The sequence below is a fragment of the Acidovorax sp. genome (assembly GCF_016783915.1).
GTDB lineage: Bacteria > Pseudomonadota > Gammaproteobacteria > Burkholderiales > Burkholderiaceae_C > Acidovorax.
Genome location: NZ_JADHVT010000107.1, coordinates 1 through 17,199, shown reverse-complemented (window position 1 = coordinate 17,199; position 17,199 = coordinate 1). Strand labels below are relative to the sequence as shown.

General features: G+C 64.5%; 17 protein-coding genes, 1 tRNA gene and 1 pseudogene. 8 read left to right on the top strand and 11 right to left on the bottom strand.

Going from position 1 to position 17,199, the window contains the following annotated elements:
* Positions 1-75: 75 nt before the first annotated feature.
* From ISS20_RS17470 to ISS20_RS17460, 3 genes are all read left to right on the top strand, one after another.
* Positions 76-831: an MBL fold metallo-hydrolase gene (locus tag ISS20_RS17470; protein WP_108500258.1), complete on the top strand. Its 756-nt coding sequence runs from the start codon at positions 76-78 to the stop codon at positions 829-831.
* Between the two features lie 7 nt (positions 832-838).
* On the top strand, positions 839-2,128 hold the full coding sequence (locus ISS20_RS17465; protein WP_108500257.1) for an MFS transporter: 1,290 nt from the start codon (positions 839-841) through the stop codon (positions 2,126-2,128).
* A gap of 90 nt (positions 2,129-2,218) precedes the next feature.
* Positions 2,219-2,872: a DUF599 domain-containing protein gene (locus tag ISS20_RS17460; RefSeq protein WP_108500256.1), complete on the top strand. Its 654-nt coding sequence runs from the start codon at positions 2,219-2,221 to the stop codon at positions 2,870-2,872.
* A 225-nt stretch (positions 2,873-3,097) separates the two neighbouring features.
* On the opposite strand, the gene ISS20_RS17455 is transcribed toward ISS20_RS17460, so the two are convergent.
* Complete coding sequence (locus ISS20_RS17455) at positions 3,098-4,396, bottom strand: Y-family DNA polymerase (protein ID WP_291438210.1); 1,299 nt, start codon at positions 4,394-4,396, stop codon at positions 3,098-3,100.
* A 20-nt stretch (positions 4,397-4,416) separates the two neighbouring features.
* Positions 4,417-4,863 (bottom strand): translesion error-prone DNA polymerase V autoproteolytic subunit, encoded by a 447-nt coding sequence (gene umuD / locus ISS20_RS17450; RefSeq protein WP_056642969.1) that lies wholly within the window; start codon positions 4,861-4,863, stop codon positions 4,417-4,419.
* Between the two features lie 36 nt (positions 4,864-4,899).
* On the opposite strand from umuD, the gene ISS20_RS17445 reads away from it, so the two are divergent.
* Entirely contained in the window at positions 4,900-5,598 is a 699-nt protein-coding gene (locus ISS20_RS17445) for an SOS response-associated peptidase family protein (protein ID WP_291438209.1), read from the top strand.
* Positions 5,599-5,950: 352 nt separating this feature from the next.
* Positions 5,951-6,187, top strand: a pseudogene (locus ISS20_RS17440) (DNA/RNA non-specific endonuclease); the annotation flags it as partial.
* A 139-nt stretch (positions 6,188-6,326) separates the two neighbouring features.
* On the opposite strand, the gene ISS20_RS17435 reads toward ISS20_RS17440, so the two are convergent.
* From ISS20_RS17435 to ISS20_RS17425, 3 genes are all read right to left on the bottom strand, one after another.
* A tRNA-Ser gene (locus tag ISS20_RS17435) sits at positions 6,327-6,416 on the bottom strand.
* A gap of 29 nt (positions 6,417-6,445) precedes the next feature.
* On the bottom strand, positions 6,446-7,762 hold the full coding sequence (gene serS, locus ISS20_RS17430; RefSeq protein ID WP_291438208.1) for a serine--tRNA ligase: 1,317 nt from the start codon (positions 7,760-7,762) through the stop codon (positions 6,446-6,448).
* Positions 7,763-7,793: 31 nt separating this feature from the next.
* Positions 7,794-8,735, bottom strand: coding sequence for a threonine/serine dehydratase (locus ISS20_RS17425; RefSeq protein ID WP_291438207.1), 942 nt, complete (start codon positions 8,733-8,735; stop codon positions 7,794-7,796).
* 167 nt (positions 8,736-8,902) lie between these two features.
* Between ISS20_RS17425 and ISS20_RS17420 the strand changes: the two genes are divergently transcribed.
* Positions 8,903-9,631 (top strand): CBS domain-containing protein, encoded by a 729-nt coding sequence (locus tag ISS20_RS17420; protein ID WP_291438206.1) that lies wholly within the window; start codon positions 8,903-8,905, stop codon positions 9,629-9,631.
* Positions 9,632-9,740: 109 nt separating this feature from the next.
* On the opposite strand, the gene ispH is transcribed toward ISS20_RS17420, so the two are convergent.
* A complete protein-coding gene (gene ispH / locus ISS20_RS17415; RefSeq protein ID WP_291438205.1) occupies positions 9,741-10,736 on the bottom strand; it encodes a 4-hydroxy-3-methylbut-2-enyl diphosphate reductase in 996 nt (331 codons plus the stop codon).
* On the bottom strand, positions 10,736-11,200 hold the full coding sequence (locus ISS20_RS17410) for an FKBP-type peptidyl-prolyl cis-trans isomerase (protein ID WP_291438204.1): 465 nt from the start codon (positions 11,198-11,200) through the stop codon (positions 10,736-10,738). The genes ispH and ISS20_RS17410 overlap by 1 nt, the downstream gene beginning before the upstream one ends.
* Before the next feature lie 89 nt (positions 11,201-11,289).
* On the opposite strand from ISS20_RS17410, the gene radC reads away from it, so the two are divergent.
* Entirely contained in the window at positions 11,290-12,003 is a 714-nt protein-coding gene (gene radC, locus ISS20_RS17405) for a DNA repair protein RadC (RefSeq protein ID WP_291438203.1), read from the top strand.
* Positions 12,004-12,158: 155 nt separating this feature from the next.
* Positions 12,159-12,938: a Smr/MutS family protein gene (locus ISS20_RS17400; RefSeq protein WP_291438212.1), complete on the top strand. Its 780-nt coding sequence runs from the start codon at positions 12,159-12,161 to the stop codon at positions 12,936-12,938.
* Between the two features lie 137 nt (positions 12,939-13,075).
* Here the strand turns inward: ISS20_RS17400 and ISS20_RS17395 are convergent, their stop codons facing one another.
* The 4 genes from ISS20_RS17395 to ISS20_RS17380 all read right to left on the bottom strand — a co-directional run bounded on the left by ISS20_RS17395 (position 13,076) and on the right by ISS20_RS17380 (position 17,162).
* A complete protein-coding gene (locus tag ISS20_RS17395; protein ID WP_291438211.1) occupies positions 13,076-15,073 on the bottom strand; it encodes a bifunctional 2',3'-cyclic-nucleotide 2'-phosphodiesterase/3'-nucleotidase in 1,998 nt (665 codons plus the stop codon).
* 189 nt (positions 15,074-15,262) lie between these two features.
* Positions 15,263-15,529 carry a hypothetical protein gene (locus tag ISS20_RS17390; protein ID WP_291438202.1) on the bottom strand — a complete coding sequence of 89 codons (267 nt, stop codon included), beginning with the start codon at positions 15,527-15,529 and terminating at the stop codon, positions 15,263-15,265.
* A gap of 27 nt (positions 15,530-15,556) precedes the next feature.
* Positions 15,557-16,030, bottom strand: a complete 474-nt coding sequence (locus ISS20_RS17385) for a RidA family protein (protein WP_291438201.1) — start codon at positions 16,028-16,030, stop codon at positions 15,557-15,559.
* A 40-nt stretch (positions 16,031-16,070) separates the two neighbouring features.
* A complete protein-coding gene (locus ISS20_RS17380) occupies positions 16,071-17,162 on the bottom strand; it encodes a M48 family metalloprotease (protein WP_291438200.1) in 1,092 nt (363 codons plus the stop codon).
* Positions 17,163-17,199 lie beyond the last annotated feature (37 nt).

Below are 17,199 nucleotides of genomic sequence, written 5' to 3'. Positions count from 1 at the left end.
ACCGCTTGACCCGTGTCCCAGCCCTTACTCCCCAAAGCCAGCCCCCCTCCTCGGAACCCTACACAGGAGATAGCCATGTTCTTTCGCCAACGCCCGGCCGCTAACGCCACGCTCTCCTATTTCTTCGGCTGCGCCGGTCTTCAAAAGGCCGTCGCAGTCGATGTAGTGGCCGGTGACGAGAACTGGTTTCTCCAAGAAGCGGAAAAGGCTGGGGTGCGCATCGCGCACGTCATCGACACCCATGTTCACGCGGACCACTACTCGGGCGGAGCAGAACTTGCACGCCTTGCGGGTGCCACCTACTACCTTCATGAAAGCAATCTCGGAAGGGCCACCTTCGCGTTGTCTCCGCTGCGCGACGGGCAGCGCTTGGAATCCGGCAACGTACTGGTGGACGTCATTCACACACCGGGTCACACCCCTGACAGCGTGTGTCTGCTGGTTCGAGACCTGCGCCGTGGTGATGACCCCTGGTTTGTCATCACAGGCGACACGCTCTTCGTGGGCGCAGTCGGCCGTCCCGATCTGGCGGGACACGAGCGTGAAATGGCTGCGCAGCTCTACGACACGCTTCATACCAAGCTACTGTCGTTGCCCGCCGAACTCGAAATCTACCCGGGCCACCAGGCGGGAAGCAGCTGCGGTGCAGGGCTGTCTGGCAAACCCGCGTCCACCATCGGTTTTGAAAAACGATTCAATCCCATGCTTTCGATGTCCAGGGATGCTTTTGTCTCTGCACTGACTGCCGATATCCCGCCACAGCCTGCGGACATGGAGCAGATCGTGCAAGCCAATCTGCGTGGCACGGCCCCGGCCTCAGCAACTGTCTGAGCTGGTGATGAATTTCGGTATCCGCGCCAATCTCTGTCAGTTCCTGCACCAGCTGCTGCAGGTGCTGCTGGTGGGAATGACCATTGGCATGATGCGCAATGTTGTGCCCGCACTGGCCGAGACTGAGTTCGGCGTTCCGCGCGGATCGTTCATGCTGCTGGTGGCGTTTGTGGTGGCCTTTGGTTTTGTCAAAGGCACGATGAACTTCGCCGCGGGACGCCTGGCAGAGGAACTGGGGCGCAAGCGGGTGCTGCTGTTCGGCTGGCTGGTGGCCTGGCCTATCCCGGTGCTGATCTACTTTTCGCAGAGCTGGTCCTGGGTGGTCTTCGCCACGGTCTTGTTGGGCGTCAATCAGGGGCTGACCTGGTCGATGACGCAGACCGCCAAACTTGACTTCACGCGCGCCGACCAGCGCGGCCTTGTGATTGGCCTCAATGAGTTCTCGGGCTACCTGGGGCTTGCCATCGCAGGTGTCGCAACCGGCTACCTCGCCTCCATGCTCGGGCCACGTTCAGGCCTGCTGTGGTTTGGCGGGGCAGTCATAGGACTGGCGACAATGCAGGCGTGGACATTCGTCGCTGAAACCCTGCCCTGGGCGCACGACGAGGTGAAAAAGCACAAAGGGGCTGGCGCCACAGTGTTTCGACCACGGTATCCCGAGGCAGTGAGTGAGCATCCATCAACCGCAGAGATGTTCTTCTTGATGAGTTGGCGCGACCGGCGGATGGCAGCCCTTTGCCAGGCCGGACTGGTCGAGAAGTTTGTGGATGCGCTCGTCTGGGCCTTGTGGCCAATCTACCTGCACCAGCAAGGGCTGAGTCTGCCAGGCATTGGTTGGACAGTGGGCGTCTACGGCTTCACCTGGGGCGCCGCGCAGTTCTTCACAGGCAGGCTCTCTGACCGTGTGGGGCGGCACCTGTTGAATGTGTGGGGAATGTGGATTTGTGGAGCCGGGGTCGCGCTCATGCCGCTCGGGGCTGGATCGTTGTGGTGGAGCCTGTCTGCTGCCACTGCCGGTATTGGCATGGCCATGCTCTATCCAAACCTGAGCGCTGCGGTAGCCGATATTGCACACCCCCGTTGGCGGGCTTCGGCCATCGGCATCTATAGGTTCTGGCGCGACCTAGGCTACGGCGTCGGTGCAATGGGCCTAGGCGCAGCCGCAGCATGGGGTGGTGGGCTGGTAAACGCTTTCTGGTTCGTCGCCGTTGCCATGTGGATGTCAGGTGCCGTCCTGTTGCGCTGGGGTGACGAGACACACCCAAAGCTCAATCCCGCTGGATTAGAGAAATGCTGATCTCAGCCCAGGCGATCACCTCGTTGTTGCTAAGCGCTACCTCAGACAACATGCAGTGTGCCTCACGCTACCTCATAGGAGGAAAGGACAATGAATAACACCTCCTGGCTTGCCGTCATCTTCACTTTGGGCATTGTTGCTGCGTACGAGATCTGGCTGGCCGTAGCGCAACGGCGCACCCCTCAACGATTGGCGCGATCGGCCCACGCATTACTGCGCGAAGATTGGTTTGCCGCAATTTCTGCGCAGCCAGGGTCTGAGATCCTAGCGGTCCAGACTCTGCGAAACTCGCTGATGTCTGCCACTATGGCGGCTTCCACTGCTGTATTGGGCCTCATGGGATCGCTTTCTCTCACCGCTCCCACGCTACGCGACACTTTGGGCCAGGCGGCCACTGATAGTGCCGCTTGGCCGCATGTCACCCCCCGCCTGGCGATGGAGCTAGTGTTGCTTTGCCTGCTATTTGCTTCGCTCGTGGCTTCCGTCATGGCGGTGCGCTACTACAACCACGCAAGCTTCATCGGTGGGATGCCCGTTGGTACACCCCAACGCAAACGCTGGGCGACTACTGGTACTGCGTATGTACGCAAGGCCGGCCTGCTCTACAGCTGGGGCCTGCGGCAGCTGATGCTGCTAGTCCCCATAGTTGCTTTTGTCCTGCACCCTGTGGCCGGCGTAGCAGGAGCACTGGTCGTGGTGGCAGCTCTCGTTCAGTTTGACCGATACAGAATTGAAAGCGATTAACGCAGCCGCGTGAGGATGGCTTCTCGGTCGATGTCGGCGAGTACCTGTCTGCTTTCATCGTCACCCGCGCCGGTTCAGAGCAGCATTCGTGAAGCGCCCGTGGCTTCCCCGAGTCATGAGCTGACTCTATGATTGCTTCGTGCCCCGGAGCAGAACTCCGACTATCTGCCGCAAAAGACTGGAATCGCTGCAGAGTCGACCTCGAGCGTGGGAGCTCCCCCACTCTTAGGCCCTCGCTACCGGCACATCCTCCCACCGCGTCGTGTACTGAGGTGTGCGCCTCTCCTGCCTCATCCCCCAGTCCTTGCCCTTGTTGGTGCCGCCCGTGGCACCTGAATGCACAGTGCCCTTGCCATAGCGCTGGTTGAGCGCATCCAAAGCCACCATCAGCTGGGTGCGATCCCGGTGGTCTTCATCCTCCAGATCCAGCTCTCCCTGCAGCGCATTGCCCGGCACCAGGTCCAGCAGCATCACCCCTGCCTTGGCCATCTTGTACCCAGGCTCGTACATGCGGCGCATGCCAGCTACAGCCGCCCACACCAGCTTTCCCGTGTCAGCCGTAGGCCGGCGCAGTGGCACCACGATGCTGCGGTTGAATCGGGGTCCGGGTCGGAAAGGTGAGGTGTGGCAGAACACCAGCAGCTGGCTTGCCAGGCTCCCTTGCTTGCGCAACTTCTCGGCCGCACGGCTGGCGAACTCGCTCACGGCCTCCACCAGCGGCGGCAGCTCCGTCACCGCCTGGCCGAATGACCGGGTGCAGGCAATTTCTCTCTTCGGCTCGGGTGCGTCATCCAGCTCGATGCACTGCATGCCCTGCAGCTCACGCACCGTGCGCTCCAGCACCACGCTCCAGCGCCTGCGCACCATGGCTGGGTCCAGCCGGGCCAAGTCGAGCACCGTATGCACGCCGCATTCATGCAGTTGCGCGCCGATCTTGCGGCCCACGCCCCAGACTTCTTCCACCAGCGTGCTGGCCAGCACGTCGTCCAGGTCCTGGGCCGGCAATGTGGTTAGGTTGCACACTTGGGCCAGCTCGGCCGGGTAGCTCCCCGGTTTGCGCTCGGCCGTCTTGGCGATGTGGTTGGCCAGCTTCGCCAGCGTCTTGGTGTGACCAATGCCGATACCGCAGGGGATGCCCACCCACTGGTGGATGCGGGCGCGGATGGCGTGGCTGCGGTTGGTCAGGTTGCCCCGCATGCCCTGCAGGCCGATGAACGACTCATCGATGCTGTAGATCTCCTGCGATGGCCCCAGACCCGCCGCCAAGCTCATCATCCGGTTGCTCATGTCGCCGTACAGGGTGAAGTTGGCACTCAAGGCCACCAAGCCATGGGTCTCTTCCATGTGCCGTATCTGGAACCACGGCGCCCCCATCTTGATACCCAGGGCCTTGGCCTCATTGCTGCGGGCGATGGCACAGCCATCGTTATTGCTCAACACCACCACCGGGCGGCCGTTCAGGCTGGGGCGGAACACCCGCTCGCAGCTCACGTAAAAGTTGTTGCCATCCACCAGCGCATACATGCTGGCCTCCGTCCATCAGATCAGGTAAGAAACAACTTCACGCACCCACTCACCACGCCCCACACCTCAATGGTCTGGCTTTCTCGGGGAATGATGTCGGGATAGGTAGGGTTGGCCGCGCGCAGCTTGATGCGGCCGGCGCGCTGGTGCAGATACTTCACGGTGCATTCGCCGTCCACAATGGCCACGACGATGCTGTTGTGCTTGGGCTTGATCGCCCGGTCCACCGCAATGATGCTGCCGTCCTCAATGCCGGCATCCCGCATTGAGTCGCCCCGCACGCGCCAGAAGTAGGTGGCCTGGGGGTGCTTTACCAGTAGCTGCATGATGTCCAGCCGCTCCACCACAAAGTCGTCGGCAGGCGATGGAAACCCCGCGCGCACGCTCACCCCGCACAGGGGCAAGGCCAGCGACTGCGCCGCCGTGTCGTACGGCACCGGTAGCGGGGAATTCCAAAGACTGTACATATTTACAGTATAGCTCCCTGCTGCCAGAATGTTGCCATGTGTACCTACTACGAGGTCCCGGGCCGCGAGCAGCTGGTGCTGCACTTCGGTGACGTTCCCGAGGAAGAGTGGCGCGACAAGATGAGCCCGCTGTACCGTGGACCGTTCCTATGGGCCAAGAGGGAAGCCGGGCGCGAGCTGGTGGTAGGGCAGTGGGGCATGATCCCGCCGCACTCTAAGACACACATCCCCACTGGCAAGGATGGCAAGCGCCTGAGCACCGTCAACGCCCGCCGTGAAGGCATGGCCAAGTCATGGACCTACGGCGGCCCCTGGCGCAAGGGGCAGCGCTGCATCATCCCCGCCCAGTTGTATGTCGAACCCTACTGGGGGACCAAGAAGCACATCCCCTGGCAGTTCGAGCGGGCCGATGGCGAGCCCTGGGGCTTGGCGGGCCTGTGGAGCGAGTGGACCGACCCGGCCACGGGTGAGGTGCTGCCCAGCTACACCATGATCACGCAGAACTGCGACGACGTGCCGGTCCTCAACCTGATGCACCGTCCCGACCCCAAGCGCGCGCCCGACATGCAGGACAAGCGCACAGTGGTGCCGCTGGAAAAGGGGGAGTGGGATGCCTGGCTGCACGGCACCATCGAGCGGGCCGAGGCGCTGATCAAGGTGCCGCCGATGGAGCTGTTTGTGCACCGAGCGAAGGATCCGGCACAGCAGGTAGAGTTGACTGTTGAATCAGCGTGACATATGCAAAAGCCCTCGCCCTTTGGCGAATTCAGTGCCATGGAACTTGGCATACCAACTGCTCGGGTTGAATTGAAGCAGTTGCAAGACTTCCCATGGTGGTGGCACTTCGCGCGGTGCGGGTGCTGGTGCCGTGGGGAGTGTTCACTGAACCGCAGGGCGGGCAGGCAGATCGGGCTCCCTTTGGGGAGCCCTTTCTGTTTGTGCCCCCCACTCTGCAAGCAGCTGTAAATCCCTGCAGGATCTGAGCATTCGGGCCAGAAGCGAACCGTGAACGGTGCTCCAATCTGGCATCTTTTTTTTCCACTTGCTCGCCTCTTCTGTGAATCGTTTTTTCTCTTGTCCAGGCCGTGTGCGCCTGGCGGCTGTGCTGGCACTCTCTCTGGCCGGCATTGCTCTCCCGAATCTTTCCTGGGCACGTTCTCAGCAGTTCGACAGTGCGGCGCTGCTCACGCCCGAACCCACCTCCTTTGCGCAATGCCCGCAGTTCTTTGCGAATGGCACGCCACCGGTCATCACACCCCGGCCGCAGTTGCGCGAGCTTTGCTATGAGGCGTTTGCGGTGCTGCACTCCGGGGCGACGAAGACAGGTCTTACGCGTTGCATGCACTCCAACGATGTCCAAACAGATGTAAGAAAAAACAATATGCCATGGCATACCAGATGGCACACCGAACAGGACCAAAAACAAAAAACCCCAAGTGAATCAATCACTTGGGGTTATGTATTGGCGGAGAGGGTGGGATTCGAACCCACGGTAGTGTTGCCACTACGCCTGATTTCGAGTCAGGTACATTCGACCACTCTGCCACCTCTCCGCTCGAAGCCTCAGATTATAGCCGGATTTTCAGGGTGCTAAAACAGCCAGGCCACCCAGATAGGGGCGCAGAACTTCGGGCACCGTCACGCTGCCGTCGGCCTGCTGGTAGTTTTCCAGCACCGCCACCAGGGTGCGACCCACTGCCAGGCCAGAGCCGTTCAGGGTGTGCAGCAGTTCGTTTTTTCCTTGTGCGTTCTTGAAGCGGGCTTGCAACCGGCGCGCCTGGAAGGCTTCGCAATTGCTCACCGAGCTGATCTCGCGGTAAGTGTTCTGCGCGGGCAGCCACACTTCCAGGTCATAGGTCTTGGCGGCGCCAAAGCCCATGTCACCCGTGCACAGGCTCATCACGCGGTAAGGCAGGCCCAGCTTCTGGAGCACGGCTTCGGCGTGGCGGGTCATTTCTTCCAGCGCTTCGTAGCTCTTGTCGGGGTGCACGATCTGCACCATCTCGACCTTGTCGAACTGGTGCTGGCGGATCATGCCGCGCGTGTCACGCCCGTAGCTGCCGGCCTCGGACCGGAAGCATGGCGTATGGGCCGTGAGCTTGATGGGCAGTTCGGATTCGGCCACCACCATGTCGCGCACAAAGTTGGTCAGCGGCACCTCGCTGGTAGGGATGAGGTAAAGCGCCGCGTTGTCTGGCACGGGTTCGCCATCCTGGCCGCCCTTCTTGGCGGCGAACAGGTCGCCTTCGAACTTGGGCAACTGACCGGTGCCCTTGAGGGAATCTGCGTTCACGGCATAGGGCACATAGCACTCGGTGTAGCCGTGTTCCTGGGTCTGCACATCCAGCATGAACTGGCTGAGGGCACGGTGCAGGCGGGCGATCTGGCCCTTCATCACCGTGAAGCGCGAGCCCGAGAGCTTGACGCCCATGTCGAAGTCCAACCCCAGCGGCGTGCCCACGTCCACGTGGTCTTTCACCTCGAAAGCAAAGGTGCCGGGCGTACCCCATCGGCGCACTTCCACGTTGCCCGATTCGTCACTGCCCACAGGCACGGATTCGTGCGGCAGGTTGGGCACGGCAACGAGCATGGCCAGCAACTCGGCCTGGATCTGTTCGAGGCGGGCGGCGGACTGCTCGAGCTCCACCTTGCCTGCGGCCACCTGGGCCTTGACGGCGTCGGCGCCGTCCTTGTCACCCCGGCTCATCAGCATGCCGACCTGCTTGGACAGCTGGTTGCGCTGGGCCTGCAGCTCTTCGGTGCGGGTCTGCAGCGTCTTGCGCTCGGACTCCAGGGCCTGGAAAGCGGAGACGTCCAGGAAGGCCTGGGGCTTTTTGCGGGTTTCCAGCCGCGCGATGGCGGTGTCGAGGTCTTTGCGGAGAAGAAGAATGTCAAGCATTGCTGGATTTTAAAGGGGTGGTCGGTCTAGCTCAGGCGAGGCTGGCGGGGTCACAATTGGCGCCGCAAAGAATGAGGCCCACCGTCTCCTGCGGTTGGGGCCGGTAGGCGCCAGTCTGCAATGCTGCCAGGCCCAGCGCAGCGGCGGGTTCCACGGCCAATTTCAGTTCCTTCCACAGCCACAGCTGGGCGGTGCGGATGGCGTCGTCGGGCAGCAGCAGTGCATCGTGAACATGGCGCTGGCTGACCTCCCAGCCAATGGCGCCGATGCGGCGGGCACCCAAAGAATCGGCGGCCACGCCACCCACTTCCACATCCACCGGTTGGCCCGCAGCACGCGCCGCGTGCAGGGTCGGCGCGCGTTCGGGTTCCAACGCGACGACATGTGCGCGGCTCTCTACCCATGCGGCTACGCCGCCGATGAGGCCACCGCCGCCCACGCTGACCAGCACCGTGTCGGGCAGGCGGCCACCCTGCTCTTCCATCTCCAATGCCAGCGTGCCTGCACCGGCTACCACCTCGGGCTGGTCGTAGGCGTGGGCCTGCAGCGCGCCCGTGGCCTTCTGGCGGGCCACGCAGGCTTCAAAGGCTTCGGAATACGCGGCGCCGGTCACCACCACCTCCGCCCCGAGTGCGCGCAGGCGCGCACGTTTGGCTTCGGGTGAGACTTCGGGCACAAACACTTCGCAGCGCACACCCAGCGCCTTGGCGGCAGCCGCCACGGCGATGCCGGCGTTGCCGCCTGACGCGATGATCACGCCACTCTGGGGCACCGGGTTGGCCAGCAGCCGGTACAACATGCCGCGCGCCTTGAAGCTGCCGCCCACCTGCAGGTGCTCCAGCTTGAGCCAAACCTCGGCGCAGTTCACGCCCAGGGATTTGCCAGAAACGCGCATCAGCGGCGTGGTGCGCAGAAAGTCGGGCTGGGTGGCCAGTTGGCGGCGGGCGGCGGCGATGGCGGCGCGGTCGATCATGCGGGGCTCCGAGAGGCAGGTGGTGTCAAAAGAAGGGGCAGTGTAGGGGCTGCCCGCAACATGCAGACACAACGCTGACTGCATGCGTGCCATGCAACTGCCGATAACATGGGCAGAGCAGCCCCCGTACCAGCACATCTGGCAGGTCTGCGCGCAGGAGAAAAAGCATGTTCTTTGTGTTCGGCCCGTCGGGCCAGATGTACCGGGGCGGCCCCGAAAATCTGGCGCGTATTTCTGCAGTGCGCAGCGTGCAGCGCCCACAGGCCCTGCGCACGCGGGCCATGGACGCGCAAGATGGTCAGCCGGGGCCCGTCTTCACAGCCCCGTACCGCCCCACTGCTGCCGACACGAGCGCCGCCGCCCCGCCCCCCATCGTCAACCTGCGCATGCACGACGCCGTGAGCGCCTACGCACAGACAGAGCAAGGCCCCCAGGCCAGCACCCGCCAGCCGTTGACCAAGGTAAGCGATGTGATGACCACTGGCGGCGTGAGCGTGGCGCCCGATGTGCGCGTGAACGATGCCTGGCAGACCCTGGCCGAGAACACGGTGGCGCAGGCACCCGTGGTGGATGCGCTGGGCCGCGTGATTGGCCTGCTGCTGCGGGCCGACATGGCGCCGCTGGACCTGCTGCCCGAGCCCGGAGCCGTCAAGCAGGCCATCGACCTGGCGCGCCGCCCGGTATCCGAAGTAATGGTGAGCCCTGTGCCCACCGTGTCGCCAGACACCGAGCTGCGCCGCGTGGCCGCCGTGCTGCTGGACACCGGCCTGCCCGGCCTGCCGGTGACTGATGAGGCGGGAGTACTGTCGGGCTTCATCTCACGCACTGACATCCTGCGGGCGGTAGCCGCTGACCCGCCACTGGATTTGTGGAGCGGGCCTGCGGTGTCGCTGTAGTAGCCCGCCAGTGCACGCCCATCCTGAAAAATGTACCAAATAGGTCGCTAGCGCACATATTTATTGCGCTAGCAGCTATTGATTCAGGAGCAAAAGAACCCTGGGCCGGCTAGCCCACTGGGGGCCCCGTCTCCGGCTGGCGCTGCGAGATTTCCAGCCCGGTGGCCGCGTCGATCTTGAGCCCCTTGGGCAGCGGGAACTTGATGGTTTCCTCGATGCCTGCCATGGTGCGTACCGACACAGCACCCAGCGCCTTGATGCGGTCGATGACCTGCTGCACCAGGATTTCCGGCGCCGAGGCTCCGGCCGTCAGCCCCACACGGGCCAGCCCGTCAAACCATTCGCCTCTCAGCTCTTCGGCGCTGTCCACCATGTAGGCGGTGGTGCCCAGCTTGGCCGCCAGTTCGCGCAAGCGGTTGCTGTTGGAGCTGGTGGGGCTGCCCACCACGATCACCACGTCCACTTGCGGACTCAGCACCTTCACGGCGTCCTGTCGGTTCTGGGTGGCGTAGCAGATGTCCTGATGCTTGGGCTCGCGCACGCTGGGAAACCGCGCGCGCACGGCGGCAGAGATTTCGGCCGCGTCGTCCACGCTCAGCGTGGTCTGCGTGACCACCGCCAGCTTCTCGGTCTGCCGGGGCTGCACGCGCGCCACGTCTTCCACGTCTTCCACCAGGTGGATGCCGTGGTCGAGCTGGCCCATGGTGCCTTCCACCTCGGGGTGGCCCTTGTGGCCGATCATGATGAACTCGTAGCCCTCTTTGGCGAGCTTGGCCACTTCGACGTGTACCTTGGTCACCAGCGGGCAGGTGGCATCAAAAATGCTGAAGCCGCGTGCCACGGCCTCTTGCTGCACGGCCTTGCTCACGCCGTGGGCGCTGAAGACCAGCGTGGCGCCGGGGGGCACGTCCGACAGTTCTTCGATGAAGATCGCGCCCTTGGCCTTGAGGTCGTTCACCACGTAGGTGTTGTGCACGATCTCATGGCGCACGTAGATAGGGGCGCCGAACTTCTGGATGGCGCGCTCCACGATCTCGATCGCACGGTCCACACCGGCGCAGAACCCGCGCGGCTCCGCCAGCAGGATCTCTTGCGGCGCCTGCATCACAGAATTCCGATCAGTTGCACTTCAAAGGTCACCGGCTGGCCCGCCAGCGGGTGGTTGAAGTCGAACAGCACGGCGCCGTCGTCGCGCACCTGCATCACGGCGCCTGCGTAGCTGCCCTGGCCGTCAGGCGTGGGGAACTGCACCACATCGCCCACGTTGTACTTTTCGTCAGGGTCGCCCAGCTCATTCATCAGCTTGCGCGCCACCCACTGCTGCATGTCGGGGTTGCGCTCGCCAAAGGCCTCGCCCGCAGGCAGCTCGAAAGTGGTGCGGGTGCCTTCGGCCAGGCCCAGCAGGCGCTGCTCCATGGCGGGCGACAACTCGCCCGTACCCAGCGACAGGGTGGCGGGTTTGTCAGTGAAGGTGTTGATCACATCCCCCGCCGGGCCAGCCAGGCGGTAGTGCAGCGTGAGGAAGGAGCCGGATTGCACCGTGGGTAGGGAAGCGTCGATAGAGGTCATGAAAGTCCCGATAAACTGGCCTGCATTGTAGAAAACCGGGCAAAGCCCTACGCCCGTCGGCCCCTGACGGGTGTCAAAAACCCTGCGCCATGCCCCTCAAAGACCTGCCCGCCGACGCCCAGCCCCGCGAAAAACTGCTGGCACGCGGCCCTGCCGCCCTGGCCGATGCCGAGCTGCTGGCCATCCTGCTGCGCACCGGCATCGTGGGCAAGGGTGTGCTGCAGATGGCGCAGGAGCTGCTGGACCCACCCGGCATCGACCCGGACACGGGTGCCGTCACCGGCGGTTTTGGTGGCATTGCCGGGCTGCTGCATACCAGCGCGGCCGACCTGGAGCGCATCAAGGGCCTGGGCCCTGCCAAGCGTGCCGAACTGGTAGCCGTGCTCGAACTCGCGCGCCGCGCCCTCGCCCAGCAGCTGCGCGAACGCGAGGTGTTCGACTCGCCCGATGCCGTCAAGCACTACCTGCAACTGCACCTGGCCGCCAAGGGGCATGAGGTGTTTGCGGTGCTGTTCCTTGATGCGCAAAACCGCTTGCTGGCCATGGAAGAGCTGTTTCGCGGCACGCTCACGCAGACCAGCGTGTACCCGCGCGAGGTGGTGCTGCGCGCCCTGCACCACCAGGCTGCCGCCGTGGTGCTGGCCCACAACCACCCCAGCGGCAGCGTGCAGCCCAGCCGGGCCGACGAGGCGCTGACGCAGACCCTGAAGACCACGCTGGCGCTGGTGGACGTGCGCGTGCTCGACCATGTGATCGTGGCGCCGGGCCAGGCACTGTCGATGGCCGAAAAGGGCCTGGTGTGACTGCACCTGCACCAGCCCACCCGCCTACGGCACTGCACGCCGCGCTGGCACGCGCCGCGCGCGGCACCGAAGGCCCCATGGGCGGCGCCAAGCCCGCCCCTGCACCCGCCGTGCCCGCCGTGCCCGCCGTGCCCCGGTCCGCGCGGCGCGCAGGTTTGGCCGACAAAAAGGCAGCGGCCAAGGCAGCGATGCGCCCCCTGCGCCATGCCCCCGCGCCGCCCGCCGCCGGTGACAACCCGGCACCGCCCCGGCGCCGCGCGCCCCCCGCCGCGCGCCGGGCGGGCGAACGCATCACCCAGCTGCAGGACCTGGCCACCGTGGCCCGCCGCCTGCGCGAGGACCAGGAACGACGCGAGGCCGAAGAAAAAGCCCGCCGCGAAGCAGCAGCCCGGGCAGAGGCCGAACGCCACCTTTTCAGCCGCAGCGTGGGCCCCGTCACCCCGCTGCGCAACCCCAACGTAGCGCGGCTGCGCAAGCACCTGCCCCCACCGCTGCCCGTGCAGCACTGGCTGGACGAAGAGCGGGTGCTGCTCGAATCCATCAGCGATGACTTCGACGTGAGCACCCTGCTCGACACCGACGACCAGTTGAGCTTTCGGCGCCCCGGCATTGGCGTGGAGGTGACCCGCCGCCTGCGCTCGGGCCACTGGAGCATCCAGCGCCAGCTCGACCTGCACGGCCTGCGAGTGGACGAGGCGCGTGAAGCGCTGGGCGAATTCATCCGCCACGCCCACAAGACGGGCCTGCGCTGCGTGCGCGTGGTGCATGGCAAGGGGCTGGGCTCCCCCGGCAAAAGCCCCGTGCTCAAGGGCCGCGTGCAGCGCTGGCTGGTACAAAAGAACGAGGTGCTGGCGTTTGTGCAGGCGCGGCCCATGGATGGGGGCGCAGGGGCGCTCGTGGTGCTGTTGCAACCCGTTCTGCGCAAAAACTCATAAAAATAGCTGCAAGCGCTAGATTCTCATGCGCTTGCAGCTATCAAAAACAGAGCGCTTCAGCGCTCTACAGCAGGCCGCTCCGTGGCCGTGCTGCGAGCGCCTGCACCGCTACGGCCTCCGCAACGGGAGGCGGACGACTACTTCGACAGGTCCACGCCGTATTTCGACGTGCCCTTGCCCGACCCATCATCGGCCGCCAGCAGCGACACATTGCCCAGCCCGGCCGCCTGCGCCACGCTGAGGGCATTGGCGCCGGAGCTGAACACCACCGGCCCCGCCACAGTGGCCTTGGCAAAGCGCCAGCTCTTGGCCGCGCCGTTGGCAGCGCGGGTCACTGCCGGGTTCTTGCGGATGTAGTCGATCACCACGTCGCGGTTGGCGTCGGGCGAGGCCCAGATGGTGCCCGAGCCGTCCAGCTTGTCGATGAAGCTCTTGCCGCTGGTGGCGCGGTAGTTGTTGGTGGCGATCACAAACTCCTGCGCCACATCGATAGGCTTGCCCAGGTAGGTCAGGTTCTTGATTCGGCTGCCCACGGGCTGGGTCACGTCGATCTCGTACTGCACATCGGCCGTCGTGAACATGTCGAAGTTGTAGCCCGGGAAGGTGCTGATGAGCTGCTGCTCGGTGGTCTTGGCCGGGTCGATCTGGTTGAAGCGCTTGGCAGCTGCCTCCAGCCAGTTCTTGATGTCGCCGCCGTTCACCTTCACCGCATACACCGTGTTGGGGTACAGGTACAGGTCGGCCGCGTTGTTGATGGCCAGCGGGCCCACCGCCACGTCGGTGTAGTCGGCCCCGCCCTGGAAGCCGCTCTTGAACGGCGCGCTCACCGACAGCACCGGCAGCTGCGCATACTGCGGCAGACTGGCCTTGATGTACGCCGCCACATAGGCCTGCTGCGCCTGGTTCACGATCTGGATCGCGCCCGGGTCGCCCACGTCGGCAAACAGCGTGCTCATGCGGAAGTCGGTCTGGCCGATGGGTGTCTTCACGTACTTGATCGCGGCCTGGTGCTGGGTCTCGATCAGCGGGGCGATGGCGGGGTCGACGTCCACGGTCACCGTGGCGCCTGCGGCATTCTTGTTCTGGATGTTGCGCAACTCGCTCTTGCTGGCGGACTTGTTGACCACCCACTTGCTGCCGTCCCATTGCAGCGCCAGCTGCACCACACCCAGGGCCTTGCCCCAGGAGCTGGCCATGACGGCAGGCACGCCGTTGATGGTGCCCGCCTTGTGGTCCACGCCGGCCAGGTTGAAGCTGGGCGTGGCGGCCGTGTCGGGGAACACACCATGCTGGTGGCCCATCACCATCGCGTCGATACCTGCCACCTTCGACAGGTACAGGCCCGGGTTCTCCATGGTGGCCGAGTAGGCGGCACTGTCGAGCCCGCCGTGCAACAGCGCCACCACAATGTCGGCGCCCTTGGCGCGCAGTTCGGGCACGTACTTGTTGGCGGCCTCAACGGCGCCTTCGGTATAGACCTTGCCTTCCAGGTAGCGCTTGTCCCAGTTCATGATGCCGGGTGTGGTGAAGCCGATCACGCCGATCTTGATCGGCAGCTTCACTTCCTTGCCATCCGTACCCTTGGCCACGAGCGTGCGCTCCAGCAGCGTGTAGGGCTGCACCAGCGGCTTCTTGGTCTTGCTGCTGTACACGTTGGCCAGCACAGCGGGGTAGCCAGCGCCTGCGCATTTCTTGGTGGCGTCCACGCCTTCCACATCCAGCCCGCCGCCCAGCACCTGGTTCAAAAAGGGCAGGCCGTAGTTGAACTCGTGGTTGCCCAGCGTGCCGGCGTCAAAGCCCAACGCGCCCATGGCCTTGTACATGGACAGCTGCTGGGTGCAGGGGATGGGGCTGATGGTGGCCTCGTAGTCGGCCAGCGCGGTGCCCTGGATGGTGTCGCCATTGTCCACCAGCAGCGTGTTGGCAAACTCCTTGCGCGCCGCGCGCACCAGCGTGGCCGTGCGCTCAAAGCCGTAGCTCTTGTCTTCGGCCAGCTTGAAGTAGTCGTAGCTGCGCACGTTGAAGTGCAGGTCGGTGGTCTCCAGCACGGCCAGGGTGGCCGTGGCGCCCGCGTTGCTGCTGGCGTTGTCGTTGCCACCGCCACAGGCGGCCAGCGAAGCGGCCAGTGCCACCATACCCAGCGTGGCCACGCGGCGCGAGACACGCGAGGAAGAAATCAGAAAGCCCAGAGTGCGTTCAGACATGAACAGTCCCAGTTTGAAACAAGGGACCGAGTGTCTGGGTAGGGTTTGACAGCGGTGTGACGTGGCCACGTGGCCACAACAACCGTGCCGCGTGCGGCGGTCAGAGAGCCTTGCGACGGCTCAATCGATGCGATACACATCACCGTTGTGCGGCGAGGCGCTTTCGTGGAACAGGTCTTCCAGAAACTGCGCCAGCTCCTGCTCTTGCACAAAGTCGGGGATGACAAAGCCCGAAGGCGTGCGTTTGCCATCGGCGCCCACGCGGTAGGCCTGCCACAGTGCACCTTCACGCCGCACCTCGACGACGCGGCCGAAAACATGGAAACGGGGGTGCCCATGGGCTTCCCGGTGTTGACCTGGTGCAGGGGATGGTTCAGCGGCGGCCACAGGATGTTCTCCAGACACGGGAAACCATCAGGCCACCACCGACGCGATCAAATCCACCTCCACCGTCGCGCTCTTGGGCAGCTGCAGCACGCCTACCGACGTGCGGGTGTGGGCTCCTGCCTCTCCCAGCACGGCAAACAGCACTTCTGACGCACCATCGGCCACCTCGCTTTGCTGAGTGAAGGTGGGTGCCGACTGCACATACACGGTGATGCGCAAAATGGATTGCACGGCATCGAGCGATCCCAGCGAGCGCTGCAGCAAGGCCAACGCACGCATCGCACACACTTTGGCGGCTGTTTGCGCGGCGGCCAGCGAGGCCCCGGCACCCGCAGCGCCGGTGACCACCACGGTGTCGCCCACGCGCGGGATCTGCCCGCTCAGGTAGATATGGTGGCCGTCGCGCACCAGCGGGACGTAGTTGCCACCAATCTTGATCTCTCCATCAAAGCTATAGCCCAGCGCCTGGGCTTGTTCCTGGAATCGTGCATCGCGTGACATTGAAATGGGTCTCCTGCAAAAAAAAGGCCTTCGCTGCGGTCTACATGAAGCGCGCAAAAGGGTCTACCAGCGAGGCGATCGACACCGCGCCGGGCGCTACGCCAGCGTCACGCCGCGCAGACTCGGGTACCACAGCCACCGGCACGGCAGGCAAGGGCTGCATGCGCCGGCCATACACGCGCTGCACGCGGTCGTCGAGCGTGGGATGGGTGTCCAGCCAGCGCGCCATGCGGCTGCCGCCATCCACATCCACCAACAGCATGTGCTGCACGGCCGGATGGGCCAGGCCGGTGTGGACGGGGTTCTCGGCATACCCGGCCGGGGTGTCGCGGCACTGGGCCATCACCTTGCGCAGCACACCGCCCAGGCCGTCGCGGCTGCGTGTCCATTGGACTGCGCGCGCGTCGGCCAGGTACTCTCGCTGGCGCGACACGGCGGCCTTGAGCATGCGCCCCGTGAGCCAGCCCGCAAAACCCGCCACCATGATGGCCGACCCAAACCACCAGGACAGGCCATGTCGCTCTCGCATCGTGTCGCCAAAGTTGTAGACCAGCTCCAGCCCGAACACCATGCCCGCCAGCCGCATCTTCAGGCGCGTGTCGCCCTCGTGCAGATGGCTCAGCTCATGGGCCACCATGCCCTGCATTTCTTCGCGGGTGAGGTAGTCCAAGGCACCCTGCGTCACGGCAATGACGGCGTCGCTCTCGTCCCACCCCGCAGCAAACGCATTGATGGCATCGGTGCGCGGCATGACCATGATCTGCGGGCGCGGCATGTGCGCGGCAATGCACAACTCGTCCACGATGTTGGACAACCGCTGCTCGGCGTGCGACAGCGTGGGCCGCAACTCGCGCGCGCCCACACGGCGGGCCAGCTTGACGCCGCCCGCACGCAAGTTGGACGTCTCGACCCACCAGCCGCCCAGCACCAGCATCAGCGAGACACCCACATTGGCGGCCAGAAAACCTTGTGGAAACGGCAAGTGCACCGGCAGCACTGCGGCCATCAACCACCAGGCCAGCGCCAGGGCAGCATGCACCGCCACCACCAGACTGGCCACCGCAAGCGCAAAGCCCAGCAGCAGGCGGCGGGTCTCGCTGCGCGCGTTGTGCTGGTGGTCCCAGAACTTCATGGGAGCGGGGGTGTAAAAGTCAGAACTTCACGCGGGG

What these genes read in the sequence shown, in the direction of transcription:
- ISS20_RS17470 (WP_108500258.1), top strand. Translation starts at nt 76, where the DNA reads ATGTTCTTTCGCCAACGCCCGGCCGCTAACGCCACGCTCTCCTATTTC.
- ISS20_RS17380 (WP_291438200.1), bottom strand. Translation starts at nt 17,162, where the DNA reads ATGAAGTTCTGGGACCACCAGCACAACGCGCGCAGCGAGACCCGCCGC.
- ISS20_RS17425 (WP_291438207.1), bottom strand. Translation starts at nt 8,735, where the DNA reads ATGATCGACCGCGCCGCCATCGCCGCCGCCCGCCGCCAACTGGCCACC.
- ispH (WP_291438205.1), bottom strand. Translation starts at nt 10,736, where the DNA reads ATGCAGGCGCCGCAAGAGATCCTGCTGGCGGAGCCGCGCGGGTTCTGC.
- ISS20_RS17385 (WP_291438201.1), bottom strand. Translation starts at nt 16,030, where the DNA reads ATGTCACGCGATGCACGATTCCAGGAACAAGCCCAGGCGCTGGGCTAT.
- ISS20_RS17420 (WP_291438206.1), top strand. Translation starts at nt 8,903, where the DNA reads ATGTTCTTTGTGTTCGGCCCGTCGGGCCAGATGTACCGGGGCGGCCCC.
- ISS20_RS17460 (WP_108500256.1), top strand. Translation starts at nt 2,219, where the DNA reads ATGAATAACACCTCCTGGCTTGCCGTCATCTTCACTTTGGGCATTGTT.
- umuD (WP_056642969.1), bottom strand. Translation starts at nt 4,863, where the DNA reads ATGTACAGTCTTTGGAATTCCCCGCTACCGGTGCCGTACGACACGGCG.
- ISS20_RS17465 (WP_108500257.1), top strand. Translation starts at nt 839, where the DNA reads ATGAATTTCGGTATCCGCGCCAATCTCTGTCAGTTCCTGCACCAGCTG.
- ISS20_RS17455 (WP_291438210.1), bottom strand. Translation starts at nt 4,396, where the DNA reads ATGTATGCGCTGGTGGATGGCAACAACTTTTACGTGAGCTGCGAGCGG.
- ISS20_RS17410 (WP_291438204.1), bottom strand. Translation starts at nt 11,200, where the DNA reads ATGACCTCTATCGACGCTTCCCTACCCACGGTGCAATCCGGCTCCTTC.
- ISS20_RS17395 (WP_291438211.1), bottom strand. Translation starts at nt 15,073, where the DNA reads ATGGTGGCACTGGCCGCTTCGCTGGCCGCCTGTGGCGGTGGCAACGAC.
- radC (WP_291438203.1), top strand. Translation starts at nt 11,290, where the DNA reads ATGCCCCTCAAAGACCTGCCCGCCGACGCCCAGCCCCGCGAAAAACTG.
- serS (WP_291438208.1), bottom strand. Translation starts at nt 7,762, where the DNA reads ATGCTTGACATTCTTCTTCTCCGCAAAGACCTCGACACCGCCATCGCG.
- ISS20_RS17445 (WP_291438209.1), top strand. Translation starts at nt 4,900, where the DNA reads ATGTGTACCTACTACGAGGTCCCGGGCCGCGAGCAGCTGGTGCTGCAC.